Genomic DNA, 17,666 nt, shown 5'->3' with positions numbered 1-17,666 from the left:
CCGAACCAGGAAAACACCATGCAGTCCTACTGGATGCAGATGACCGACACCGCCACCGAGCTCGCCCTGCGCGAAACCCCGGTGCCCACGCCCGGCGCGCGACAGCTGCTGGTGCGCCTGCGCGCGGCCGCGCTGAACCGGGGCGAGTTCCTGCTCGGTCACGGCCTGCACGGCGCACCGGGCACCTGGAAGGCCATCGGCGGCGAGGGTGCGGGCGAGGTCGTCGCTGTCGGCGCCGGGGTCACCGGCTTCCAGCCCGGCGACCGCGTGATGGGCCGCTGCCCGGGTGCCTTCTCCGAGTACGCGCTGATGGAAGAGATCGAAGCCATGCCCGTGCCGGCGGCGCTGGGCTGGGAACAGGCCGCCAGCGTGCCGCTGACCTTCCTGGTCGCGTTCGACATGCTGGTGCTTCAGGGCCGCCTCAAGGCGGGCGAGTGGCTGCTCATCAACGGCGTGTCCTCCGGCGTGGGCGTGGCCTCGCTGCAGCTGGCCAAGGCCCTGGGCGCGCGCGTCATCGGCACCTCGGGTTCGGCCGACAAGCTCGCGGCGCTGCAGCCACTGGGCCTGGACGTGGCGCTGCACACCCGTGCGGCGGACTTCGCGCCCGCCGTGCTCAAGGCGACGAACCAGCAAGGCGTGAACCTGGTCATCAACACGGTGGGCGGCACGGTGTTCGCCGAGAGCCTGCGCGCGCTCGCCTTCGAGGGGCGCCTGGCCACCGTGGGCTATGTGGACGGTGTGGTGCGCGCCGAGATCGACCTCGAAGCCCTGCACGCCAAGCGCCTCACGCTGTTCGGTGTCTCCAACAAATTGCGCACCAAGGAACAGCGGGCGGCCGCACTGCCGCGTTTCGTGGCCGAGGTCATGCCCCTCATCGCCGCCGGCCGCATCCAGCCGCGCATCGACCGGGTGATGGATTTCTCGCAACTCGAGCAAGCCAAGGCGCGCATGGAAGCCGGCGCGCACATCGGAAAGATCGTCCTGCGCATGCCGGCGGACGCGACCTGAAAAACCACCCGCAAGAGGAGACAACCCCGTGAAGCACCGCAAACCATTCATCCTGGCGCTCGCGCTGGGCACCCTGACCTCCCTGGGCTGGGCGCAGCCCGCGCCCTACCCGAACAAGCCCATCCGCATCGTGATCGGCTTCGCACCGGGCGGCGCAGCCGACTACGTGGCGCGCGCCATGAGCGAGTCCTTCAGCAAGGCCCTGGGCCAGACCGTGCTGATCGACAACAAGCCGGGCAACGGCTCCAGCATCGCGGCCGACATCGTGGCCAAGGCCGCACCCGACGGCTACACCCTGCTGATCGCCAGCCCCAGCGCCATCTCGGTCAACCCCGCGCTCAACCCCAAGCTGACCTACAAGCCCAGCGACCTGCTGCCCGTGGGCAAGATGACCACCTCGCCGCTGGTGCTGGCGGTCAACCCGAGCAGCAGCATCCGCACCGTGCCCGACCTGATCGCGGCGGCCAGGAAAGACCCGGGCAAGCTCAACTACTCCACCTCGGGCAACGGCTCGGCGCCGCACCTGGGCGCCGCGCTCTTCAGCCTGCTGACGAACACCGAGATGACGCACGTGCCCTACCGGGGCGGCTCCTTCGCCATCACCTCGGTGATGGCCGGCGAGACCCAGCTCACCTTCGGCACCTCGCCCTCGGTGCTGCCGCAGGCCAACGCGGGCAAGCTGCGCGCCATCGCCGTCAGCACGCGCGAGCGCTCGCCGCTGGTGCCCGACATGCCCGGCATGCGCGAGGCCGGCCTGCCCGAGTACAACCTGGAGTTCTGGTACGGCATGTTCGCGCCCGTGGGCACGCCGCCGGCCATCGTGAAGACCATCCACGACGCCGTGCGCACCGCCATGCAACAGCCTTCGGTGAAGGCCGCGCTGGAGCGCGAGGGCACCGAGGTCTCGCTCTCCGGCTCGCCCGAGCAGTTCGCCGGTTTTCTGGTGGAAGACGGCAAGTTCTGGGTCAACCTGGTCAAGACCGCCAACGTGAAGGTCGACTGACGGGCCGTCGCCGTGGCCCGCGCCACGGTGTAGCCTGTCGGCATGGACTCCCTCATCACCGCCGCCGCGCGCGCCCTGGCCGCAGGCGACGCGTTGGGCGCGCTCAAGCGCGTGGCCCTGCGCGACGACCCGCCCGCCCTGGCCTTGCGTGGCATCGCCATGGCCCAGCTCGGGGAACATCCGCGCGCCCGCGAACTGCTGCGGCGCGCCGGTCGCGGCTTCGGTGCGCACGAAACCCTGGCGCGCGCCCGCTGCGTGGTCGCGGAGGCCGAGGTGGCGCTGGCCATGCGCGACCTCGGCGGCTCCACGCGCCCGCTGGCCACCGCCGCCGCGACCCTGGAAGCCCACGCCGACCACAACAACGCGCGCCAGGCCCGGCTGATCGCGGCACGCCGCCTGCTGCTGCTTGGTCGCCTGACCGAGGCCGAGGCCGTGCTCGCCGCGATCGACATCACCCGCCTGCCGCCCGTGCTCGCGGCGGTCGCCGAGCTGATCGCGGCCGAACTCACGCTGCGTTCGCTGCGCGTGGAGGCCGGGCGCGCGGCCCTGGCCCGCGCGCGGGACGCGGCCACACACGCCGGCGTGCCCGCCCTGCAGGCCGAAGTGGCGCAAGCCCGGGCCGCGCTGGAGCAACCGGCCGCACGCCGCCTGGGCAACGGCAACGAGCAGGCGCTGCAGCTGGCCGACGTGGCGGCGCTGCTGGCCTCCGACGCGCTGGTGGTGGACGCCTGCCGCCGGGGCCTGGGCACGGCAGGCGCGTGGCGGTCGCTGGCGCGCCGGCCTGTGCTGTTCGCCCTGGCGCGCGCGCTGGCCCAGGCCTGGCCGGGCGACGTGGAGCGCGAAGCCCTGATCGCCGAGGCGTTTCGCACCCGCCGCCCGGACGACACGCACCGCGCGCGCCTGCGCGTCGAGATCGGCCGCCTGCGCGCGCTCGTCAAACCCCTGGCCGGCATCGACGCCACCGCGCGCGGCTTCGCCTTGCGGCCGCTCGGTGGGCGTTCGCTCGTGCTGCTGGCGCCGCCCATCGACGGCGAACAGGCCTCGCTGCTGGCCCTGCTGGCCGACGGCGCGGCCTGGTCCACCTCGGCCCTCGCGCTCGCGCTGGGCGCGAGCCAGCGCACCGTGCAGCGCGCGCTCGCCGAGCTGGAGGCCGGCGGCCGCGTGCGCGCCATCGGCCAGGCGCGTGCACGGCGCTGGCTGGCGCCGCCGCTGGCCGGATTCGCGACGATCTTGTTACTCCCTGCTTCGCTGCCGATTGAATAGAGTGACCCTCAAGCGCCGACACCCGGCGCTGTCCACAGGAGATTCACCATGACCCGTCAGCACATCAACCCCATCGCACGGCCCGCCGAAGTCGTGCGCGAGTACGGCCCCTTCCTCGGCTCCGAACGCGTTCACGGCGTCACCCACGACGGCCGGCACGTGTGGGCCGCCACCGACGAGGGCATCGTCGCCTTCGACCCCGCCAGCGGCGACATCACCCGCACACTGAAACGCGCGGGCGACGCGGGCACCGCCTTCGACGGCAAGCACCTGTACCAGATCGCGGAAGCGCGCATCGACAAGATCGACCCCGCCACCGGCGACGTGCTCGCCTCCATCCCCGCGCCTGGCGACGGCGCCGATTCCGGGCTCACCTGGGCCGAAGGCAGCCTGTGGGTGGGCCAGTACCGCGACCGCAAGATCCACCAGATCGACCCGGCCACTGGCGCGATCCGCCGCACCATCGAATCCAACCGCTTCGTCACCGGCGTTACCTGGGTCGATGGCGAGCTGTGGCACGGCACCTGGGAAGGCGACGAAAGCGACATCCGCCGCATCGACCCGCGAAGCGGCGCGGTGCTCGAACGCCTCGACATGCCCGCCGGCATCGGCGTGAGCGGGCTCGAATCCGACGGGGCGGATCTGTTCTATTGCGGCGGCGGGCCGAGCGGGAAGGTGCGGGCGGTGCGGCGACCCAAAGCCACGTGACCGAACCGGGCCGCACCACGGGCCACTGAGCCCGGATGAACACCATTGATCCAAGCGCGCTCCCCTGGGGCCTGGCCTACCTCGCTGAGGACCTGGCCGAGGTGGCATCGAACGCCATCTTCGGCAGCAGCGACCGCAACACGCTCAAGCTTCAAGGCCTATTGCAGCAGGGACTGGTGGACGCCACGACGGCCACGGCAACCGGTGAAACGCTCATCGTGCTGGCGGTGCGCATCGACCGATCACATGCCTTTGAAGACCTGGTGCTGAACTTTCCCGAACACCGGGCGCAGGAATTCAACCAACAGGACAAAAACGGCGACACGCTGCTGCACCACATCGCCCGGCACCGCTCCCACGAGGACTTCACCCCGGGCGTCCAGGCTCCCTGGAGGTGGTCCCTCCGAAATTTCCTCGATGGCTTCGGCGCGAAACTGAGCTGGGACATCCGCAACCATGAGGACGAAACCGCGTTGGACCTGGCGTCCCGGCTGAAAAAGAACCATCTCGCCGATGTCTTGAAGTCGTACAGCGCCAACGTCACCCCCTCATGAACGCTTGGGGGCGTGTCGTGAACTCTGTACCGCCGTTCGCCACTGCTTCCTGCGTGTTCACCGTGAACACGCCAACACAACCACCGATGAACATCCATCCCTCCGGCAACACCTGGCCTTTCGCACTCGGGCCAAGCTCTCAAGAAGCCCTGCAAACCGCAAAACACCTGATCGATATCGACGAAGGAGACGAGCTCGAGGCGTTCGAGCAGATGCTCGAAGACCAGCTCGTCTCCGGCACCACACCCAGCGGCGGGGGTAGCGACAACCTCCTCATGTACGCGGTGCAGAAAGCCGCCCTGTTCTCCTTCTCGGCCATGGTCAGCACACTGGGGGAGGATGCGTCGGTGGGGCTAAACCACCAGAACTGGGATAAAAACACGGTGTGGCACCTGATGGCCATCCATCTGAGCGATGGAAATTTCAGTGAATCCGGCGGTTGGTTCAACGTGGTCGACGAGCTGCTGGACGACCTTCCCGGCCTGTCAATCGACTGGTCGCTGCGCAACAACCTGAACGAGACCGCCCTTGAAACGGCCCGGCAACTCGGGAAGAACCACCTGGCGAACTGGCTGGAGATGCGCGGGGCCGGGCAAGCCAACCCGCCCATGGACATCGACGGCGAGTGAATCACCGACATGCGCCGTGGTCGAAAATGCGCACGCAGGATCGTCGTGTCATCAGGCGTCATCCGACGCTTCATCTGAAAGGACTTCCGCCATGAGCGCCTCACCCCGTGCTGTTCGCCTCCACCGCGTCCTCAAGTCGCCACCGGCAAAGGTCTACAAGGCCTTCCTCGACGCCGACGCCCTCGCCCGCTGGCTGCCGCCCTACGGCTTTCTCTGCAAGGTGCAACACCTGGAAGCGAAAGTGGGCGGCACGTTCAGGATGTCGTTCCACAACTTCTCGACCGGCAACGGCCATTCGTTCGGCGGCGAGTACCTCGAACTCGTGCCGAACGAGCGCCTGCGCTACACCGACCGGTTCGACGACCCCAACCTCCCCGGCCTGATCACGGTGGACGTGCAGCTCAAGGCCGTGTCCTGCGGCACCGAGTTGAACGTGGTGCAGGAGGGGATTCCCGACGTGATCCCGCTGGAGATGTGTTACCTGGGCTGGCAGGAATCGCTGGCCCAGCTGGCCCACCTGGTGGAGCCGGACATCCCGGGCTGAGCCAGCATCGCCTTGTTCAGGGCTTCTTCGCGGCCGCGACAAAGGCCGCGAAGCCCTGCACGAATTCGCCCAGCTGCTGGCGCACCTTGTCGTCCAGCAAAGCGCCATCGGGGCCAAACACGGACGACGCGCGCGAGACCATCAGGCGCCCGCCGTGCCACTGGCACGTGCCCAGTGTGCGCAGAACCTGCAGCCAATGGGTCTGCGACATGATGGTGCCAAAGCCCCCGGGCGAAGCGCCGATCACGGCCACTGGGCGGTCACGGAACACATCGGGCAGGCCGGGCGTGGGGCGGGAAAGCCAGTCGATCGCGTTCTTGAAGACGCCCGGCACGCCGTTGTTGTATTCGGGCGTGACGAGCAGCAGGCCGTCGCTGGCCAGGATCTTCTCCTTGAGCTCGCGCACCGCCGCCGGCGTGCCTTCGCGCTGCTCCAGGTCACCGTCGTAGAGCGGGATGCCGTGCAGCGTGGCGGCGTCAAGCCGGGCCGCGTCACCGGCCAGTGGCTGGGCCGCGCGCAGCAGCGCGGTGTTGAAGGACTGCGTGCGCAGGCTGCCGGAGATGCCGAGGATGGAGGTGGTCATGGTGGGTTGCAGGTTCAGGTTTTCCAGAAATCGGGGCGAGCGTACTCGTGCTTGAGGAAGTCGATCCACAGGCGCACGCGCAGCGCCAGGTGCTTGCGCTGCGGAAACAGCACGAAGATGCCGTTGGGTGGCGCGGCGAAGTCGTCGAGCACGCTTTCCAGCCGACCCGCGGCAATGTCGGCCTCCACCTCCCAGGTGCTGCGCCAGGCGATGCCGTAGCCGGCCAGACACCACTCGCGCAACACCTGGCCGTCGGAGCAGTCCAGCGGGCCGTTGGGGCGCAGGTGCGCGATCTCCACCTCGCCCAGCCCGCCGGGCGCCGGCACGCTGAAGGCCCAGCCCCGGGTCTGCGAGGCGTCGCTGGAGAGCGTGAGGCAGTCGAAGCGCGCCAAGTCGGTCGGCACCTGCGGGCGGCCGTTCTGTTGCAGGTAGCGCGGCGTGGCCACGCACAGGCGGCGGTTGTCGGCCAGGCGCACGCTCACCAGGGATGAGTCGGGCAGGTCGCCCACGCGCACGGCGCAGTCGTAGGCCTCGCCTGCCACGTCCACCACGCGGTCGCTCAGGTTGAGCGAGATGGTGACCTCAGGGTGCAATTCGCGAAAACGCGGCACCAGCGGGGCCACATGACGGCGGCCGAAACCGGCCGGTGCGGTGATGCGCAGGTGGCCACTGGCCTTGACACCGCCCGCGCTCACGCTGGCTTCGGCGTTCGCCATGTCCACCAGCAGGCGCTGGCAGTCCTCCAGGAAGGCGCTGCCTTCGTGGGTGAGGGTGATGCGCCGCGTGGTGCGCACCATGAGCTTCACGCCAAGACGGGTCTCCAGCGCGTCGAGCCGGCGCCCGATGATGGCCGGGGCCACGCCCTCGGCCTTGGCGGCGGCGGTGAGGCTGCCGCGCGTGGCGACCGCCACGAAAGTTTCGAGTTGCTTGAGTTTGTCCACCCGGGCAGATTACCCCACCCACAGGAATGAATCAACGGCAATTAGCCATTAATTGATGACTTTTCAGTCGGCTTTTGTGACGGTGCGGCTCAGCTGAGCTGCGGCATCGGCGCTGTAGCCCAACTCGGCCAGCAACTCGGCGCTGTGCTCGCCGAGTTGAGGAGGGCTGCGGCGCACGCCCAGGCGCTCGCCGTCGATCGCCAGCGGCAGCAACACGGTCTGCGCAACCTGGCCCGCGCGCTCACCGTCGGGCAGGGTGATGGGCGCCAGTCCGCCGGTGGCGCAGAGGTGGGGGTCGTCCAGCAGCTCGTGGGGCTTGGTGATGGGCGCGAACGGCAGGCCGTGGCGCTCGAACAGCGCGGCCAGATCGGCTGCGCTCTGCAAGGCGAGGCGCTCGCGCAGCAGGGGGATGAGCCAGTCCCGGTTGCGCACGCGGCTGTTGTTGCCTTGCAGGCGCGGGTCGGCCTGCAGGTCCGCGTAGCCGAAAGCGTTGCAGAAGATGGCCCACTGCGTGTCGCTCACCACAGCCAGGAAAATCTGCTCGCCGCCCTTCACCTGGAACACGTCGTAGATGCCCCACGAGGAGATGCGGTCGGGCATGGGCGCGGCGGGTTTGCCGGTAACGGCGAACTGCATCATGTGCTGCGCGACGAGGAAGACGTTGTTCTCGAACAGCGAGCTCTGCACCTCGCAACCCTCGCCGGTTTTCTCGCGCGCACTGAGCGCGGCCATCACGCCGATGGCGCCGAACAGGCCGCCCATGATGTCGTTCACCGAGGATCCCGCGCGCAATGGGTCGCCAGGCCGGCCGGTCATGTAAGCCAGGCCACCCATCATCTGCACCACCTCGTCGAGCGCGGTGCGGTGGTCGTAGGGGCCGGGCAGAAAGCCTTTGTGGCTCACGTAGATGAGGCGCGGGTTGAGTTTCTTCAGGCTGGCGTGGTCCAGCCCCAGCTTCTTCATGGTGCCGGGCTTGAAGTTCTCGCTGACCACGTCGGCGGTGGCGATGAGCTTGAGCACCGCTTCGCGGCCTTCGGGCGACTGCAGGTCCAGCACCAGGCTCTTCTTGTTGCGGTTGAACAGCGGGTAGAAGCCCGCGCCCGAGCCGAGCAGGCGGCGCGTGTTGTCGCCCGCGGGCGGCTCCACCTTGATGACCTCAGCCCCCAGGTCGGCCAGCACCATGCCGCAGGTGGGGCCCATGACCATGTGGGTGAATTCGACAACGCGGATGCCCTCGAAGGGCAGCGGACGGGAGGGTGTTTCTGGTGTGGAGGTCATAGGAGCGATGAAGGAGATCAGGCAGCGCGCCAGCCTTTGGGCAGGCCGGCTTCGGGCGTCATGCCGTAGACCGGTTCGCCGGGCAGGCCGGCCCGCAGAGGATCGCGCGCGGCGATGAGCCGAGAAAGATCGATGCCGGTGCGCACGCCCATGGCCTCGAACATGAAGACCAGGTCTTCGGTGACCACGTTGCCGGAGGCGCCCGGCGCGTAGGGACAACCGCCCAGGCCGCCGAGCGAGGCGTCGAAGGTGCGCACGCCCACATCGTAGGCGGCGAGGCAGTTGGCCAGCCCCAGGCCGCGCGTGTTGTGCATGTGAGCCGCACCCGCGCGCTCGCCCAATTCGGCGCGCAGGCGCGTGAACAGGCGACGGACCTGCGCGGGGTTGGCCATGCCGGTGGTGTCGGACAGGCCCACTTCGTCCACGCCTGCGTTCACGCAGGCCACGGCGAGACGGATCACGTCGTCCTCGTCCACCACACCCTGCAAGGTACAACCGAAGGCGGTGGACAGGCCCACCTCCATCGCTGCGCCCGGCGCGGTGTCGCGGCGCAGTGCGTGCACCTCGCGCAGTTCCGCCACCATCTGCTCGCGCGTCTTGCGCACGTTGGCCATGGAATGGGCCTCACTCGCCGACACCGGCAGGGTGATCTTGTGCACGCCGGTCGCCAGCGCGGCCTCGGCGCCGCGCTGGTTGGGCACCAGGGCCATCACGGTGACGCCTGCATGCCGAAGCGCATGGCGCACCACGTCCTCGACGTCGGCCATTTGCGGCAGCAGCTTCGCAGGCACGAAGGAGCCGACCTCGATCTCGCGCAGGCCGGCGGCCACGAGCGCGTCGATCCAGCGCAGCTTGTCGGCCGTGGGCATGGTCGCCTTCACAGACTGCAAGCCGTCGCGTGGGCCGACTTCGCTGATGAGAACTTCGGGTGCGTTTTGCATGGAAGGTTATAAGGCCGCTTGCGTTTTGTAAGATAGAACGATATTCTTTCTATTGAAAGAATCGCAGATCACTTCCGACCTGTCAACCAAGCCCCTTCCCATGCCCCGCAAAGCGCAGACCCCCTCATTGGCCGACGCCAACGCCGCCACCGGTGGCACCGCCGCGGTGGACCGCGCGCTCACGCTGCTGGGGGCATTTCGTGCGGGCGATGCCACGCTGTCGCTGGCCGAGCTGGCCGAGCGCACCCAGCTGCACAAGAGCACGGCGCTGCGCCTGCTCGCCTCGCTCGAACATGCACACCTGCTGCAACGGCTGGACGATGGGCGCTACGCCCTGGGTGGCGAGGTGGCGCGGCTGCATGGCATCTACGCTGCGACCTTCTCGCTGGACCGCGTCGTCATGCCCGTGCTGCGCCAGCTGGTGGCGGCCACCGGTGAGAGCGCGGCTTACCACGTGCGCCAGGGCCAGGCTCCGAACCAGACGCGTCTGTGCCTCTATCGGGTGGACTCACCGCACCCGGTGCGCGATCACATCCGAGCAGGCGATGTGCTGCCGCTGCACCAGGGCACCGGCGGGCGCGTGCTCTCCGCCTTCGGTGCGGGCGACGACAGCCGAAAGCCCACGCCAACCGACAAGCGGGTGTGGGCGCGCATCCGCGCCGACGGCTTCATGACCGCCGTGGGCGATCGCCTGGCCGAGGTGGCCGGCATCTCGGCACCGGTGTTCCAGGCGGACGGCTCGATCGCGGCCGCCCTCACCCTCACGATGCCGGCGCACCGGTTCGATGAACGCCACGTGGGCAAGGTGCTGGCGGCGGCGCGGCAACTGAGTGGGCGCATCGGTTGACCGCAGAAACGCCATAAAAAAAGCCCGCCGCATGACTGCGGCGGGCTACCCCAGCACCAGGCCCCCTGCGGCCAAGCACTGACCCCTGCTCAGAACTTGTGACGGAGGCCCACGCCGTAGAGCTGGTCCTTGGAAGTAAACAGCGGTGTGGACGCTATTTCAAACTTCACATTGTTCAAACCGGCATACACCGTCGTGCGCTTGCTCAAATCGTGGCGGTATTCAATGCTGGCGGAGGTCGTCTTGACAATGCGAGTACCCGTAGCAGCCGCCTTCATTGTCTCGGTGCCAATGCCCGCGTTGAGACTGCCTGCCGAGCCAACCGGCACAGCCACGCTCAGCACGTAGCCGTTTTCCTTGACGCCGTTGGCCAGCCCATCCTTCTGATTGACGAACTGGGCCAACACCTTGATCGCCGTGAAGTCGTAGCTCACGCCCAGGCCGGTGGACTTGGCCGTGGCGCCCGTGGCACCGGGTGCCTTGACGGCCTCGTACACGGCTTGCGCGGCGATCGGACCATCGGCATACAGCGCCGACAGGCTCGCCGCATGGCCCGACGAGATGCCCGGCGCGCCGTTCTCGCCAAAGGCATATTGCACCACCCCGGTGAAGCCCCCCATGTTGGGCGTCGTGTACTGCAGCATGTTGTCTCGGCGAACCGCCGGGGACAGCCCGCCAGCGGCCGCCAAGACGGGTGGACCGAAGATGGCGTTGGTGGCAGAGAAGCTGGACGTGCCTTGCGCATCGAAGCCGTCCATCAGCAGGAACATCTGCGTGTATTGACGGCCCATTTCAAAGGAGCCAAAGCCGCCGGTCAGACCCACCTTGCTGGTGCGGTTGAAACCTGCGTTGCCGACGCCGTTGCTGGCATCGAAGCCGGATTCCAGCTGAAAGGTCGTCTTCAGGCCGCCACCCAGGTCTTCTGACCCGCGCACGCCCCAACGACTGCCGTTCAGACCACCGCTGATCAAGCTCATGCCAGGATTCACCTTGAGCGTGGTGCTACCGAAAGTAGCTTTGGTGGTGCTTTTGCCCACATACAGGTCCACCAGACCGTACAGCGTGACGTTGGATTGCGCGTGGGCGGCGCCCGCCAGGGCACCGAAAGCGGCCAGGGCGACCGCTGTCTTTTTCATGAGTGTCATTTTTACGATAGGAGATTGAATCAACGAACACACCGCCGGCGAATGCATTGAGAGCTTCCGGCGGCAACCTTTTTCGAGACGCAAACCGCTTTGCGCAACGAACCTCGAAGAAGGTGGAATCTATGAAATTAATCTCTAAGAACTACATGCAAGGAATGAAATGACAAACAGATGAACTCAAAAGACACAAATAGAGAACAAAGCACTGCCCGTACCAAGGCGCAATGAAGGTATTTGCACGCCACGAGCCCGGCGAGTCAGCACCATTACCTGCAGCGAGGTCACTGATCAGTGACAAAAAACAGAATTAATGTTGAACTGGGTATGGAATACAGTTCGTCTACGCCTGCGCCAGCGCGGGCCTCCCCTTGTTTGTCGCCCTCACGGAGCACCCTCATGACAGCACGCACCCCCATCCACGGCCTGAAGGTCGCCACCGAACTGTTCAACTTCATCAACCAGCAGGTGCTGCCCGGCACCGGTGTGAGCGAAGTGGACTTCTGGCAGGGCTTCGACGGCATCGTGGCGGACCTGGCACCCAAGAACGCCGCCCTGCTGGGCGAGCGCGATCGCCTGCAAACCGAACTGGACACCTGGCACGCGGCCAACCCGGGCCCGATCCGCGACATGGCGGGCTACCGCAAGTTCCTGGAAACCATCGGCTACCTGGTGCCGCAACCCAAGAGCGTGAAAGCCACGACCAGGAACGTGGACGACGAGCTGGCCGTGCAGGCCGGCCCACAGCTGGTGGTGCCGATCCTGAACGCGCGCTACGCGCTCAACGCCGCCAACGCGCGCTGGGGTTCGCTGTACGACGCGCTGTACGGCACCGACGTGATTTCGGACGACAAGGGCTGCGGCAAGGTCGGCCCCAAGGGCGGCTACAACCCCAAGCGCGGCGCCAAGGTCATCGAGTACGCGCGCCACGTGCTGGACCGCACCGCGCCGCTGAAGAAGGGCTCGCACGTGGGCTCGACCGGCTACCGCGTCAACAAGGACGGCGAGCTGGTGGTGGCGCTGGCCGACGGCGGCACCAGCAAGCTGGCCGACAAGTCGCAGTTCGTGGGTTACCAGGGTGAGGCCAAAAACCCCAGTGCCGTGCTGCTGGCCCACAACGGCCTGCACCTGGAGATCCAGATCGACCGCAGCACGCCCATCGGCAAGGGCGACGCCGCTGGCGTGAGCGATCTGGTGGTGGAAGCCGCGCTCTCGACCATCCTGGACCTGGAAGATTCCGTCGCCGCGGTGGACGCCGAGGACAAGGTGCTGGCCTACCGCAACTGGCTGGGCATCCTGCAGGGCACGCTCACCGAGTCCGTCAGCAAGGCGGGCAAGACCTTCACGCGCGGTCTCAACGGCGACCGCGAGTACACCGCACCCAACGGCAAGAAGAACGGCGTGCGCCTGCACGGCCGCTCGCTCATGTTCGTGCGCAACGTGGGTCACCTGATGACCAACCCCGCCATCCTCTGGGGAGCGGACGACAAGGAGATCCCCGAAGGCATCCTGGACGCGATGGTGACCACCACCATCGCGATGCACGACCTCAAGCGCAGCAAGAAGGACGCCATCCGCAACTCGCGCAAGGGTTCGGTCTACATCGTCAAGCCAAAGATGCACGGCCCGCGCGAAGTCGCGTTTGCCGCTGAGCTGTTCGGCCGCGTCGAAAAGGTGCTGGGCCTGAAGGACAGCACGGTCAAGCTCGGCATCATGGACGAGGAGCGCCGCACCTCCATCAACCTCAAGGCCTGCATCGCGGCCGCCGCGAGCCGCGTGGCCTTCATCAACACCGGCTTCCTGGACCGCACGGGCGACGAGATGCACACCGCCATGCGGGCCGGCCCCATGGTGCGCAAGGGCGACATGAAAGCCAGTGCCTGGATCCAGAGCTACGAGAAGAACAACGTGATCGTGGGCCTGTCGTGCGGCCTGCGCGGCAAGGCACAGATCGGCAAGGGCATGTGGGCCATGCCGGACCTGATGGCCGAGATGCTCAAACAGAAGATCGGCCACCCCAAGGCGGGCGCCAACACCGCCTGGGTGCCCAGCCCCACCGGCGCCACGCTGCACGCGCTGCACTACCACCAGGTGCTGGTGTCCGACGTGCAGAAGGAGCTGGAGAAGATCGACGCCAACGCCGAGCGCGACAACCTGTTGACCGGCCTGCTGACGGTGCCGGTGAGCAGCAACCCGAACTGGAGCGCGGCCGAGAAGCAGCAGGAGCTGGACAACAACGTGCAGGGCATCCTGGGCTATGTGGTGCGCTGGGTCGACCAGGGCGTGGGCTGCTCCAAGGTGCCCGACATCCACAACGTGGGCCTGATGGAAGACCGCGCCACGCTGCGCATCTCCAGCCAACACATCGCCAACTGGCTGCTGCATGGGGTTGTGAGCGAGAAGCAGGTGCGCGACACCTTCGAGCGCATGGCTGCCGTGGTGGACAAGCAGAACGCCGGCGACCCGCTCTACAAGAACATGGCCGGCAACTTCAAGACCAGCAAGGCCTACCTCGCCGCGCTGGACCTGGTGTTCAAGGGCAAGGAACAGCCCAGTGGCTACACCGAGCCGCTGCTGCACGCCTGGCGACTGAAGGTGAAGGCGGGCTGAGCGCCTTTATTCCAGCGCCAGCGGCACGGGGACCTGCAAGAGGTCCTCGTCCACCGGAACTGTCTTGTCAACCTGGGGCATTTTGAGCTTTCGCTCCTTGAGCGGCAAAAGCGACACCGACAGCGGCACAAGCAGGTCCGAGCGATCATGCATATCAGGCTCTTCGCTCCCGGAAAAATTGGTCGTCGCCAGGGATCCTGTCGAAGCAACGAGTCGCATGGTTTTTACCTGTTGGTTCATGTCTTCCTGCGGCACATGGCTGCTGGCTGATTTTGGTTTCATGGCCGCATCGAATTCGGCCATCGTATAGCGCGCGATACCGTCTTTCAGTTGGGTGCGCCACACCGAGTGCCTTTCAGTCAACCTCTTCAGAAAGGGCTTTGAAGAGCGTGCCATTTGGGGCATCGACTCAGCGATTCGGCGAATCTCCGTCTGTTGCACACCAGACAACATGCTCTGTCGGTCAAACAACCAATGCATGGCGACCTTGGACTGGATGGACCCGCCCTGGGCAATGACACGCAGCAGCTTTCTCCCCCCGGGGGTCTTGCGGCTCCAGGCATACAGCATGTCCAGGGTGTCGTCGATGTCCTGGCACTTCGTCTTATCGTCCTTGTCGTACACCTCGGCCGGAAAAATGGCGCTCAGGCGCTGCGCCCGCACGGCATGCTCAACCTCCTCCTTGGTGCCGACGTAGTATTCGGGCGTCCAGAGCGGCGAAAAGCTCGCCGGGACGCTCTTTCGTGCGCTGTCGAGATTCCTCTGCAACTGGTCTGCCAACGCCTTGACGGCATTGGATTCGGTTTCCAATCTCTTCAAGAAGTTCTTTGCAAAGGGCAACCGAGAAATCAAGGGAATGAACGAGAGCAGCTTGCCAAAAAACCTTCTGATGATCGAGGGGTTGGCCTTCTTGTTCACCGCTTCCAAAAGAGGCAACGTGGAAGAGCTGATCAGCGCCGAGGGCCAATTTTCATAGCTGCGTGCGTCCTTGCGGGCAACCTCCACCAGCTTCTCCAACACCTTGCTGTCCTCGGGCCCCGGCTTGCGCGGGATGAAGAACACCGCGCTCCCCTTCGTCTCCCCTTCGAGAAAATGATCCCCGTAGGCGTCGCGGATCGCCCTGACCTGCCCGGCCACGTCATCGGACAGGACAGGCACGTCGAAGCGCTTGCCCATCAGGGCATCCAACACGGCTTGGGCCACCCGCGGGTGCTCGGCATGGAGCGACTTCAATGCCTGGATGGGGTCCAAAAGATCTGTTGCGCTGGGCGCCAAGCCTCTCTGAAGCCGGAGGGCGTGTTCCACAGCCACCGTGTTCTTCTCCTCCCCTAGCGCCCTGCTGTCAAACAGCGACTTCACATCGCCTTTCTTAAGCGCATTCAATGCGGCGCCCAGTTCGTACCCGGTCCAGTCCTGGCCGACCACATGCTTCGTCAAGAAGCTGACCGCCCCATCGTGTTCGCTCTCAGGCACGCCATGGTGTTTCTGAAACACCTGCCTCACCAGCTCGGCGCTGGGCACATGCTGGGAGTTGGCCAGCCACTTCGCCATTTCGGTGGCGGCCTCGGTGGGTTGCCAGACCTTCCAGGTCTTGCCCCATTCAAAAGGACCCGACGACCTGACGAGCGCCTTCTTTTTCGCCAGACACGCCAGCACGCCCAGTTTTTCTTCAAAACCCGGACCGTCGTATTTCGATCGCAGGTAGGCCTCAGCCGTTTCCCGAACGACCTGATGCCCGAATTTCGAACCGCCCCAAATGCCCGGGTATCGGCCCCTCAGGCAGGCGATCGCCCGTTCATCGCTGTTCTGGGACAGATCGATGAACAGTTTCACCCGCGTGAGCAACGTCTTTTCCAGCTTCCGTGCGTCCCCGGGCTTGTCTTTCGCATCAACAAAGTACTGCGTCAACAGCTGGGCGGCATATCCCTCGTTGCTCTTCAGATCGACCGGTCTGCCCGACTTGAACTCAGACAGGTGGCGCTGAACCTCCTCCAACGTCAAGGTATTGCCCTGATTGGTCAGGCCCACGGGTTTCAGCGTCTTGTTCCGCTGCGGGTTGACCGGACAATCCGGGTTTTCCACTTCCAGAATGAAGCCATTCAACACGTCGCGCGGGTCTTTGCACTTCTTCAGCGCGTCAATGCGTTCCCGAGTGACCTCCGGCGTCGCGGTCAACAGCGACTCCTTGAAGGCCGAAAACAAGGGGACCACCAAGTCGAGCGCCGCTTTTTCCTTGGACAGGCACGCGCCAATGACGGACTCGCTGATGCCGGCGTCGCGCAAAAAGGACGTCAACGGACCTTGCGGTGCCTCCGCACGACACCCTTCAATCAGCTTCAACCAAGGTGCCATCGTGGCAGAGATATGAGGATGCTCCGCGTTGGTTGCCAGGGATTTCTTGGCAATGGCAACGTCGTTCTTGAGCTGGTTCTCGATCTTGGCGGCCGCCACCTTCAAGGTTTGAGCCCGCCAGAGGCGCGCCGCCTGCCAGGTGAGCCACCCAGCGCCCATGGCCAAGCCCGCAATCGCGACGCCAGCCGCGAAAGGCGCCGAAGGCCCCAGCACAGCCGCCGCAATGCCCGCAGATTTCAGCGCCAGCCCTGAAGCGCCCTGGACCGTCCGGAAAAACGCATCCACGGCGATGATCCTGGCCTGGCTTCTCGTGTTCCCGATCAGCGGAACCATGGACGCCACCACATTGTCCAGAACCTCGCTCGAGCCGCTGCTCTGAAGGCTGACCTCGACGGCCTGGGCCAGTCGGTGCTCTGCGGCCTTCAAGCCGTCCAGTTGCGCCATCGCACGATGCACTTCCGGAAAAGCCCGAATGAGGTGACAGGCGCTGTTGACCAGCCCGATGGCCAGCCCGGTGACCGTTGACGTGGCCACGTCCGAGAGTTCATGACCGGCGGTTGCATCGGCGGCTTTCGTGATATCGATGGCAGCATTGGCGTTGCGCTTCAACACCGCGGTCACGCCATTGTTCACCGCCACGATCACCGGGGTGACGCCGCTTCCCACGGTCGCCGCACGGCCCTCGGTCGGCGGGGCGAGCGCGCGAAGCGCGTTGTTTCGAGCGGTCAGCTGCAGGCAAACCGCTCTTTTCCCGTCGATCTCCTTCTGACGATCCAGCCTCCCCGGATCGTTCTCCGGCCACGATGCCAGCTGGGCGTCCAGTTCAAGGCAATCGCGCTCCAGGCTGGCCATCAAGCCCCCGTTCGCCTGGATTTCCCCGTCCCGGCCGACGGCGTTTTCCCATTCCTTCAGCAGTCCCAAAAAGTTCAAGATCGGAAACGGAACGACCGCGAAGTCCATGCCGAACTTGACCTCGGAAGTGATCTCGCTGGAGAGCGCCGTCTCGTTGAATTCTTTGCTGGTGCCCGCCATGAAGCAGGCGTTGAACGTGTTGAAAAGCGCCCGCACTCCAAACGGAAACTCGTTGCTCAGAATTTTCTGATCCACCGAGGGCTGCGGCTTTCCTGTGCGCGAAAGGAGATACAACCCCTCGGGGCTGCTGCTTGCGGCTTGTACGTTCATGTCTTGTCTCTAATTGAAATGTCTCCACACAATCGATAGGTTCCACGCTGAGTCTCACCCCACGAGGGAAAGGCACCAAGC

Annotated in this window: 15 protein-coding genes; 9 read left to right on the top strand and 6 right to left on the bottom strand. The window is 66.0% G+C overall.

Features of this window, described 5'->3' with window-relative positions:
- Positions 1-18 precede the first annotated feature (18 nt).
- The 7 genes from AC07ZS_RS09770 (at position 19) to AC07ZS_RS09740 (ending at position 5,709) form a co-directional block, all read left to right on the top strand.
- Positions 19-1,008 carry a zinc-binding dehydrogenase gene (locus tag AC07ZS_RS09770; protein ID WP_494798402.1) on the top strand — a complete coding sequence of 330 codons (990 nt, stop codon included), beginning with the start codon at positions 19-21 and terminating at the stop codon, positions 1,006-1,008.
- A 28-nt stretch (positions 1,009-1,036) separates the two neighbouring features.
- Positions 1,037-2,011, top strand: coding sequence for a Bug family tripartite tricarboxylate transporter substrate binding protein (locus AC07ZS_RS09765; RefSeq protein ID WP_494798401.1), 975 nt, complete (start codon positions 1,037-1,039; stop codon positions 2,009-2,011).
- Between the two features lie 42 nt (positions 2,012-2,053).
- Positions 2,054-3,274 carry a helix-turn-helix domain-containing protein gene (locus AC07ZS_RS09760; protein ID WP_494798400.1) on the top strand — a complete coding sequence of 407 codons (1,221 nt, stop codon included), beginning with the start codon at positions 2,054-2,056 and terminating at the stop codon, positions 3,272-3,274.
- A gap of 48 nt (positions 3,275-3,322) precedes the next feature.
- Positions 3,323-3,982, top strand: a complete 660-nt coding sequence (locus tag AC07ZS_RS09755) for a Vgb family protein (RefSeq protein ID WP_494798399.1) — start codon at positions 3,323-3,325, stop codon at positions 3,980-3,982.
- A gap of 35 nt (positions 3,983-4,017) precedes the next feature.
- Positions 4,018-4,536, top strand: coding sequence for a hypothetical protein (locus AC07ZS_RS09750; protein ID WP_494798398.1), 519 nt, complete (start codon positions 4,018-4,020; stop codon positions 4,534-4,536).
- A gap of 53 nt (positions 4,537-4,589) precedes the next feature.
- The gene (locus AC07ZS_RS09745) at positions 4,590-5,165 is read left to right on the top strand and encodes a hypothetical protein (RefSeq protein ID WP_494798397.1); all 576 of its coding nucleotides are present in this window, start codon (positions 4,590-4,592) and stop codon (positions 5,163-5,165) included.
- 91 nt (positions 5,166-5,256) lie between these two features.
- A complete protein-coding gene (locus tag AC07ZS_RS09740; protein WP_494798396.1) occupies positions 5,257-5,709 on the top strand; it encodes an SRPBCC family protein in 453 nt (150 codons plus the stop codon).
- A 16-nt stretch (positions 5,710-5,725) separates the two neighbouring features.
- Here AC07ZS_RS09740 and AC07ZS_RS09735 read toward each other — a convergent pair whose 3' ends face one another.
- The 4 genes from AC07ZS_RS09735 to AC07ZS_RS09720 all read right to left on the bottom strand — a co-directional run bounded on the left by AC07ZS_RS09735 (position 5,726) and on the right by AC07ZS_RS09720 (position 9,452).
- Positions 5,726-6,292, bottom strand: coding sequence for an NADPH-dependent FMN reductase (locus tag AC07ZS_RS09735; RefSeq protein ID WP_494798395.1), 567 nt, complete (start codon positions 6,290-6,292; stop codon positions 5,726-5,728).
- 14 nt (positions 6,293-6,306) lie between these two features.
- On the bottom strand, positions 6,307-7,233 hold the full coding sequence (locus tag AC07ZS_RS09730) for a LysR family transcriptional regulator (protein ID WP_494798394.1): 927 nt from the start codon (positions 7,231-7,233) through the stop codon (positions 6,307-6,309).
- A gap of 63 nt (positions 7,234-7,296) precedes the next feature.
- A complete protein-coding gene (locus AC07ZS_RS09725) occupies positions 7,297-8,511 on the bottom strand; it encodes a CaiB/BaiF CoA transferase family protein (RefSeq protein WP_494798393.1) in 1,215 nt (404 codons plus the stop codon).
- 17 nt (positions 8,512-8,528) lie between these two features.
- Positions 8,529-9,452, bottom strand: a complete 924-nt coding sequence (locus tag AC07ZS_RS09720) for a hydroxymethylglutaryl-CoA lyase (protein ID WP_494798392.1) — start codon at positions 9,450-9,452, stop codon at positions 8,529-8,531.
- 100 nt (positions 9,453-9,552) lie between these two features.
- Here AC07ZS_RS09720 and AC07ZS_RS09715 point away from each other — a divergent pair, with 100 nt between their 5' ends.
- Positions 9,553-10,299, top strand: a complete 747-nt coding sequence (locus AC07ZS_RS09715; RefSeq protein WP_494798391.1) for an IclR family transcriptional regulator — start codon at positions 9,553-9,555, stop codon at positions 10,297-10,299.
- 89 nt (positions 10,300-10,388) lie between these two features.
- On the opposite strand, the gene AC07ZS_RS09710 is transcribed toward AC07ZS_RS09715, so the two are convergent.
- Positions 10,389-11,435 carry a porin gene (locus tag AC07ZS_RS09710; protein ID WP_494798390.1) on the bottom strand — a complete coding sequence of 349 codons (1,047 nt, stop codon included), beginning with the start codon at positions 11,433-11,435 and terminating at the stop codon, positions 10,389-10,391.
- 405 nt (positions 11,436-11,840) lie between these two features.
- Here AC07ZS_RS09710 and AC07ZS_RS09705 point away from each other — a divergent pair, with 405 nt between their 5' ends.
- Positions 11,841-14,051: a malate synthase G gene (locus AC07ZS_RS09705; protein ID WP_494798389.1), complete on the top strand. Its 2,211-nt coding sequence runs from the start codon at positions 11,841-11,843 to the stop codon at positions 14,049-14,051.
- A gap of 6 nt (positions 14,052-14,057) precedes the next feature.
- Here the strand turns inward: AC07ZS_RS09705 and AC07ZS_RS09700 are convergent, their stop codons facing one another.
- Positions 14,058-17,585: a hypothetical protein gene (locus AC07ZS_RS09700; protein WP_494798388.1), complete on the bottom strand. Its 3,528-nt coding sequence runs from the start codon at positions 17,583-17,585 to the stop codon at positions 14,058-14,060.
- Between the last annotated feature and the right edge of the window lie 81 nt (positions 17,586-17,666).

The sequence above is a fragment of the Hydrogenophaga sp. GW456-12-10-14-TSB4 genome (genome assembly GCF_059424305.1).
This window is presented reverse-complemented; position numbering and strand designations above follow the sequence as displayed.

Excerpts from the sequence above, each read along its gene's own strand:
- AC07ZS_RS09710 (WP_494798390.1), bottom strand. The coding sequence starts at position 11,435 with ATGAAAAAGACAGCGGTCGCCCTGGCCGCTTTCGGTGCCCTGGCGGGC.
- AC07ZS_RS09725 (WP_494798393.1), bottom strand. The coding sequence starts at position 8,511 with ATGACCTCCACACCAGAAACACCCTCCCGTCCGCTGCCCTTCGAGGGC.
- AC07ZS_RS09760 (WP_494798400.1), top strand. The coding sequence starts at position 2,054 with ATGGACTCCCTCATCACCGCCGCCGCGCGCGCCCTGGCCGCAGGCGAC.
- AC07ZS_RS09715 (WP_494798391.1), top strand. The coding sequence starts at position 9,553 with ATGCCCCGCAAAGCGCAGACCCCCTCATTGGCCGACGCCAACGCCGCC.
- AC07ZS_RS09720 (WP_494798392.1), bottom strand. The coding sequence starts at position 9,452 with ATGCAAAACGCACCCGAAGTTCTCATCAGCGAAGTCGGCCCACGCGAC.
- AC07ZS_RS09770 (WP_494798402.1), top strand. The coding sequence starts at position 19 with ATGCAGTCCTACTGGATGCAGATGACCGACACCGCCACCGAGCTCGCC.
- AC07ZS_RS09740 (WP_494798396.1), top strand. The coding sequence starts at position 5,257 with ATGAGCGCCTCACCCCGTGCTGTTCGCCTCCACCGCGTCCTCAAGTCG.
- AC07ZS_RS09755 (WP_494798399.1), top strand. The coding sequence starts at position 3,323 with ATGACCCGTCAGCACATCAACCCCATCGCACGGCCCGCCGAAGTCGTG.
- AC07ZS_RS09750 (WP_494798398.1), top strand. The coding sequence starts at position 4,018 with ATGAACACCATTGATCCAAGCGCGCTCCCCTGGGGCCTGGCCTACCTC.
- AC07ZS_RS09705 (WP_494798389.1), top strand. The coding sequence starts at position 11,841 with ATGACAGCACGCACCCCCATCCACGGCCTGAAGGTCGCCACCGAACTG.
- AC07ZS_RS09735 (WP_494798395.1), bottom strand. The coding sequence starts at position 6,292 with ATGACCACCTCCATCCTCGGCATCTCCGGCAGCCTGCGCACGCAGTCC.
- AC07ZS_RS09700 (WP_494798388.1), bottom strand. The coding sequence starts at position 17,585 with ATGAACGTACAAGCCGCAAGCAGCAGCCCCGAGGGGTTGTATCTCCTT.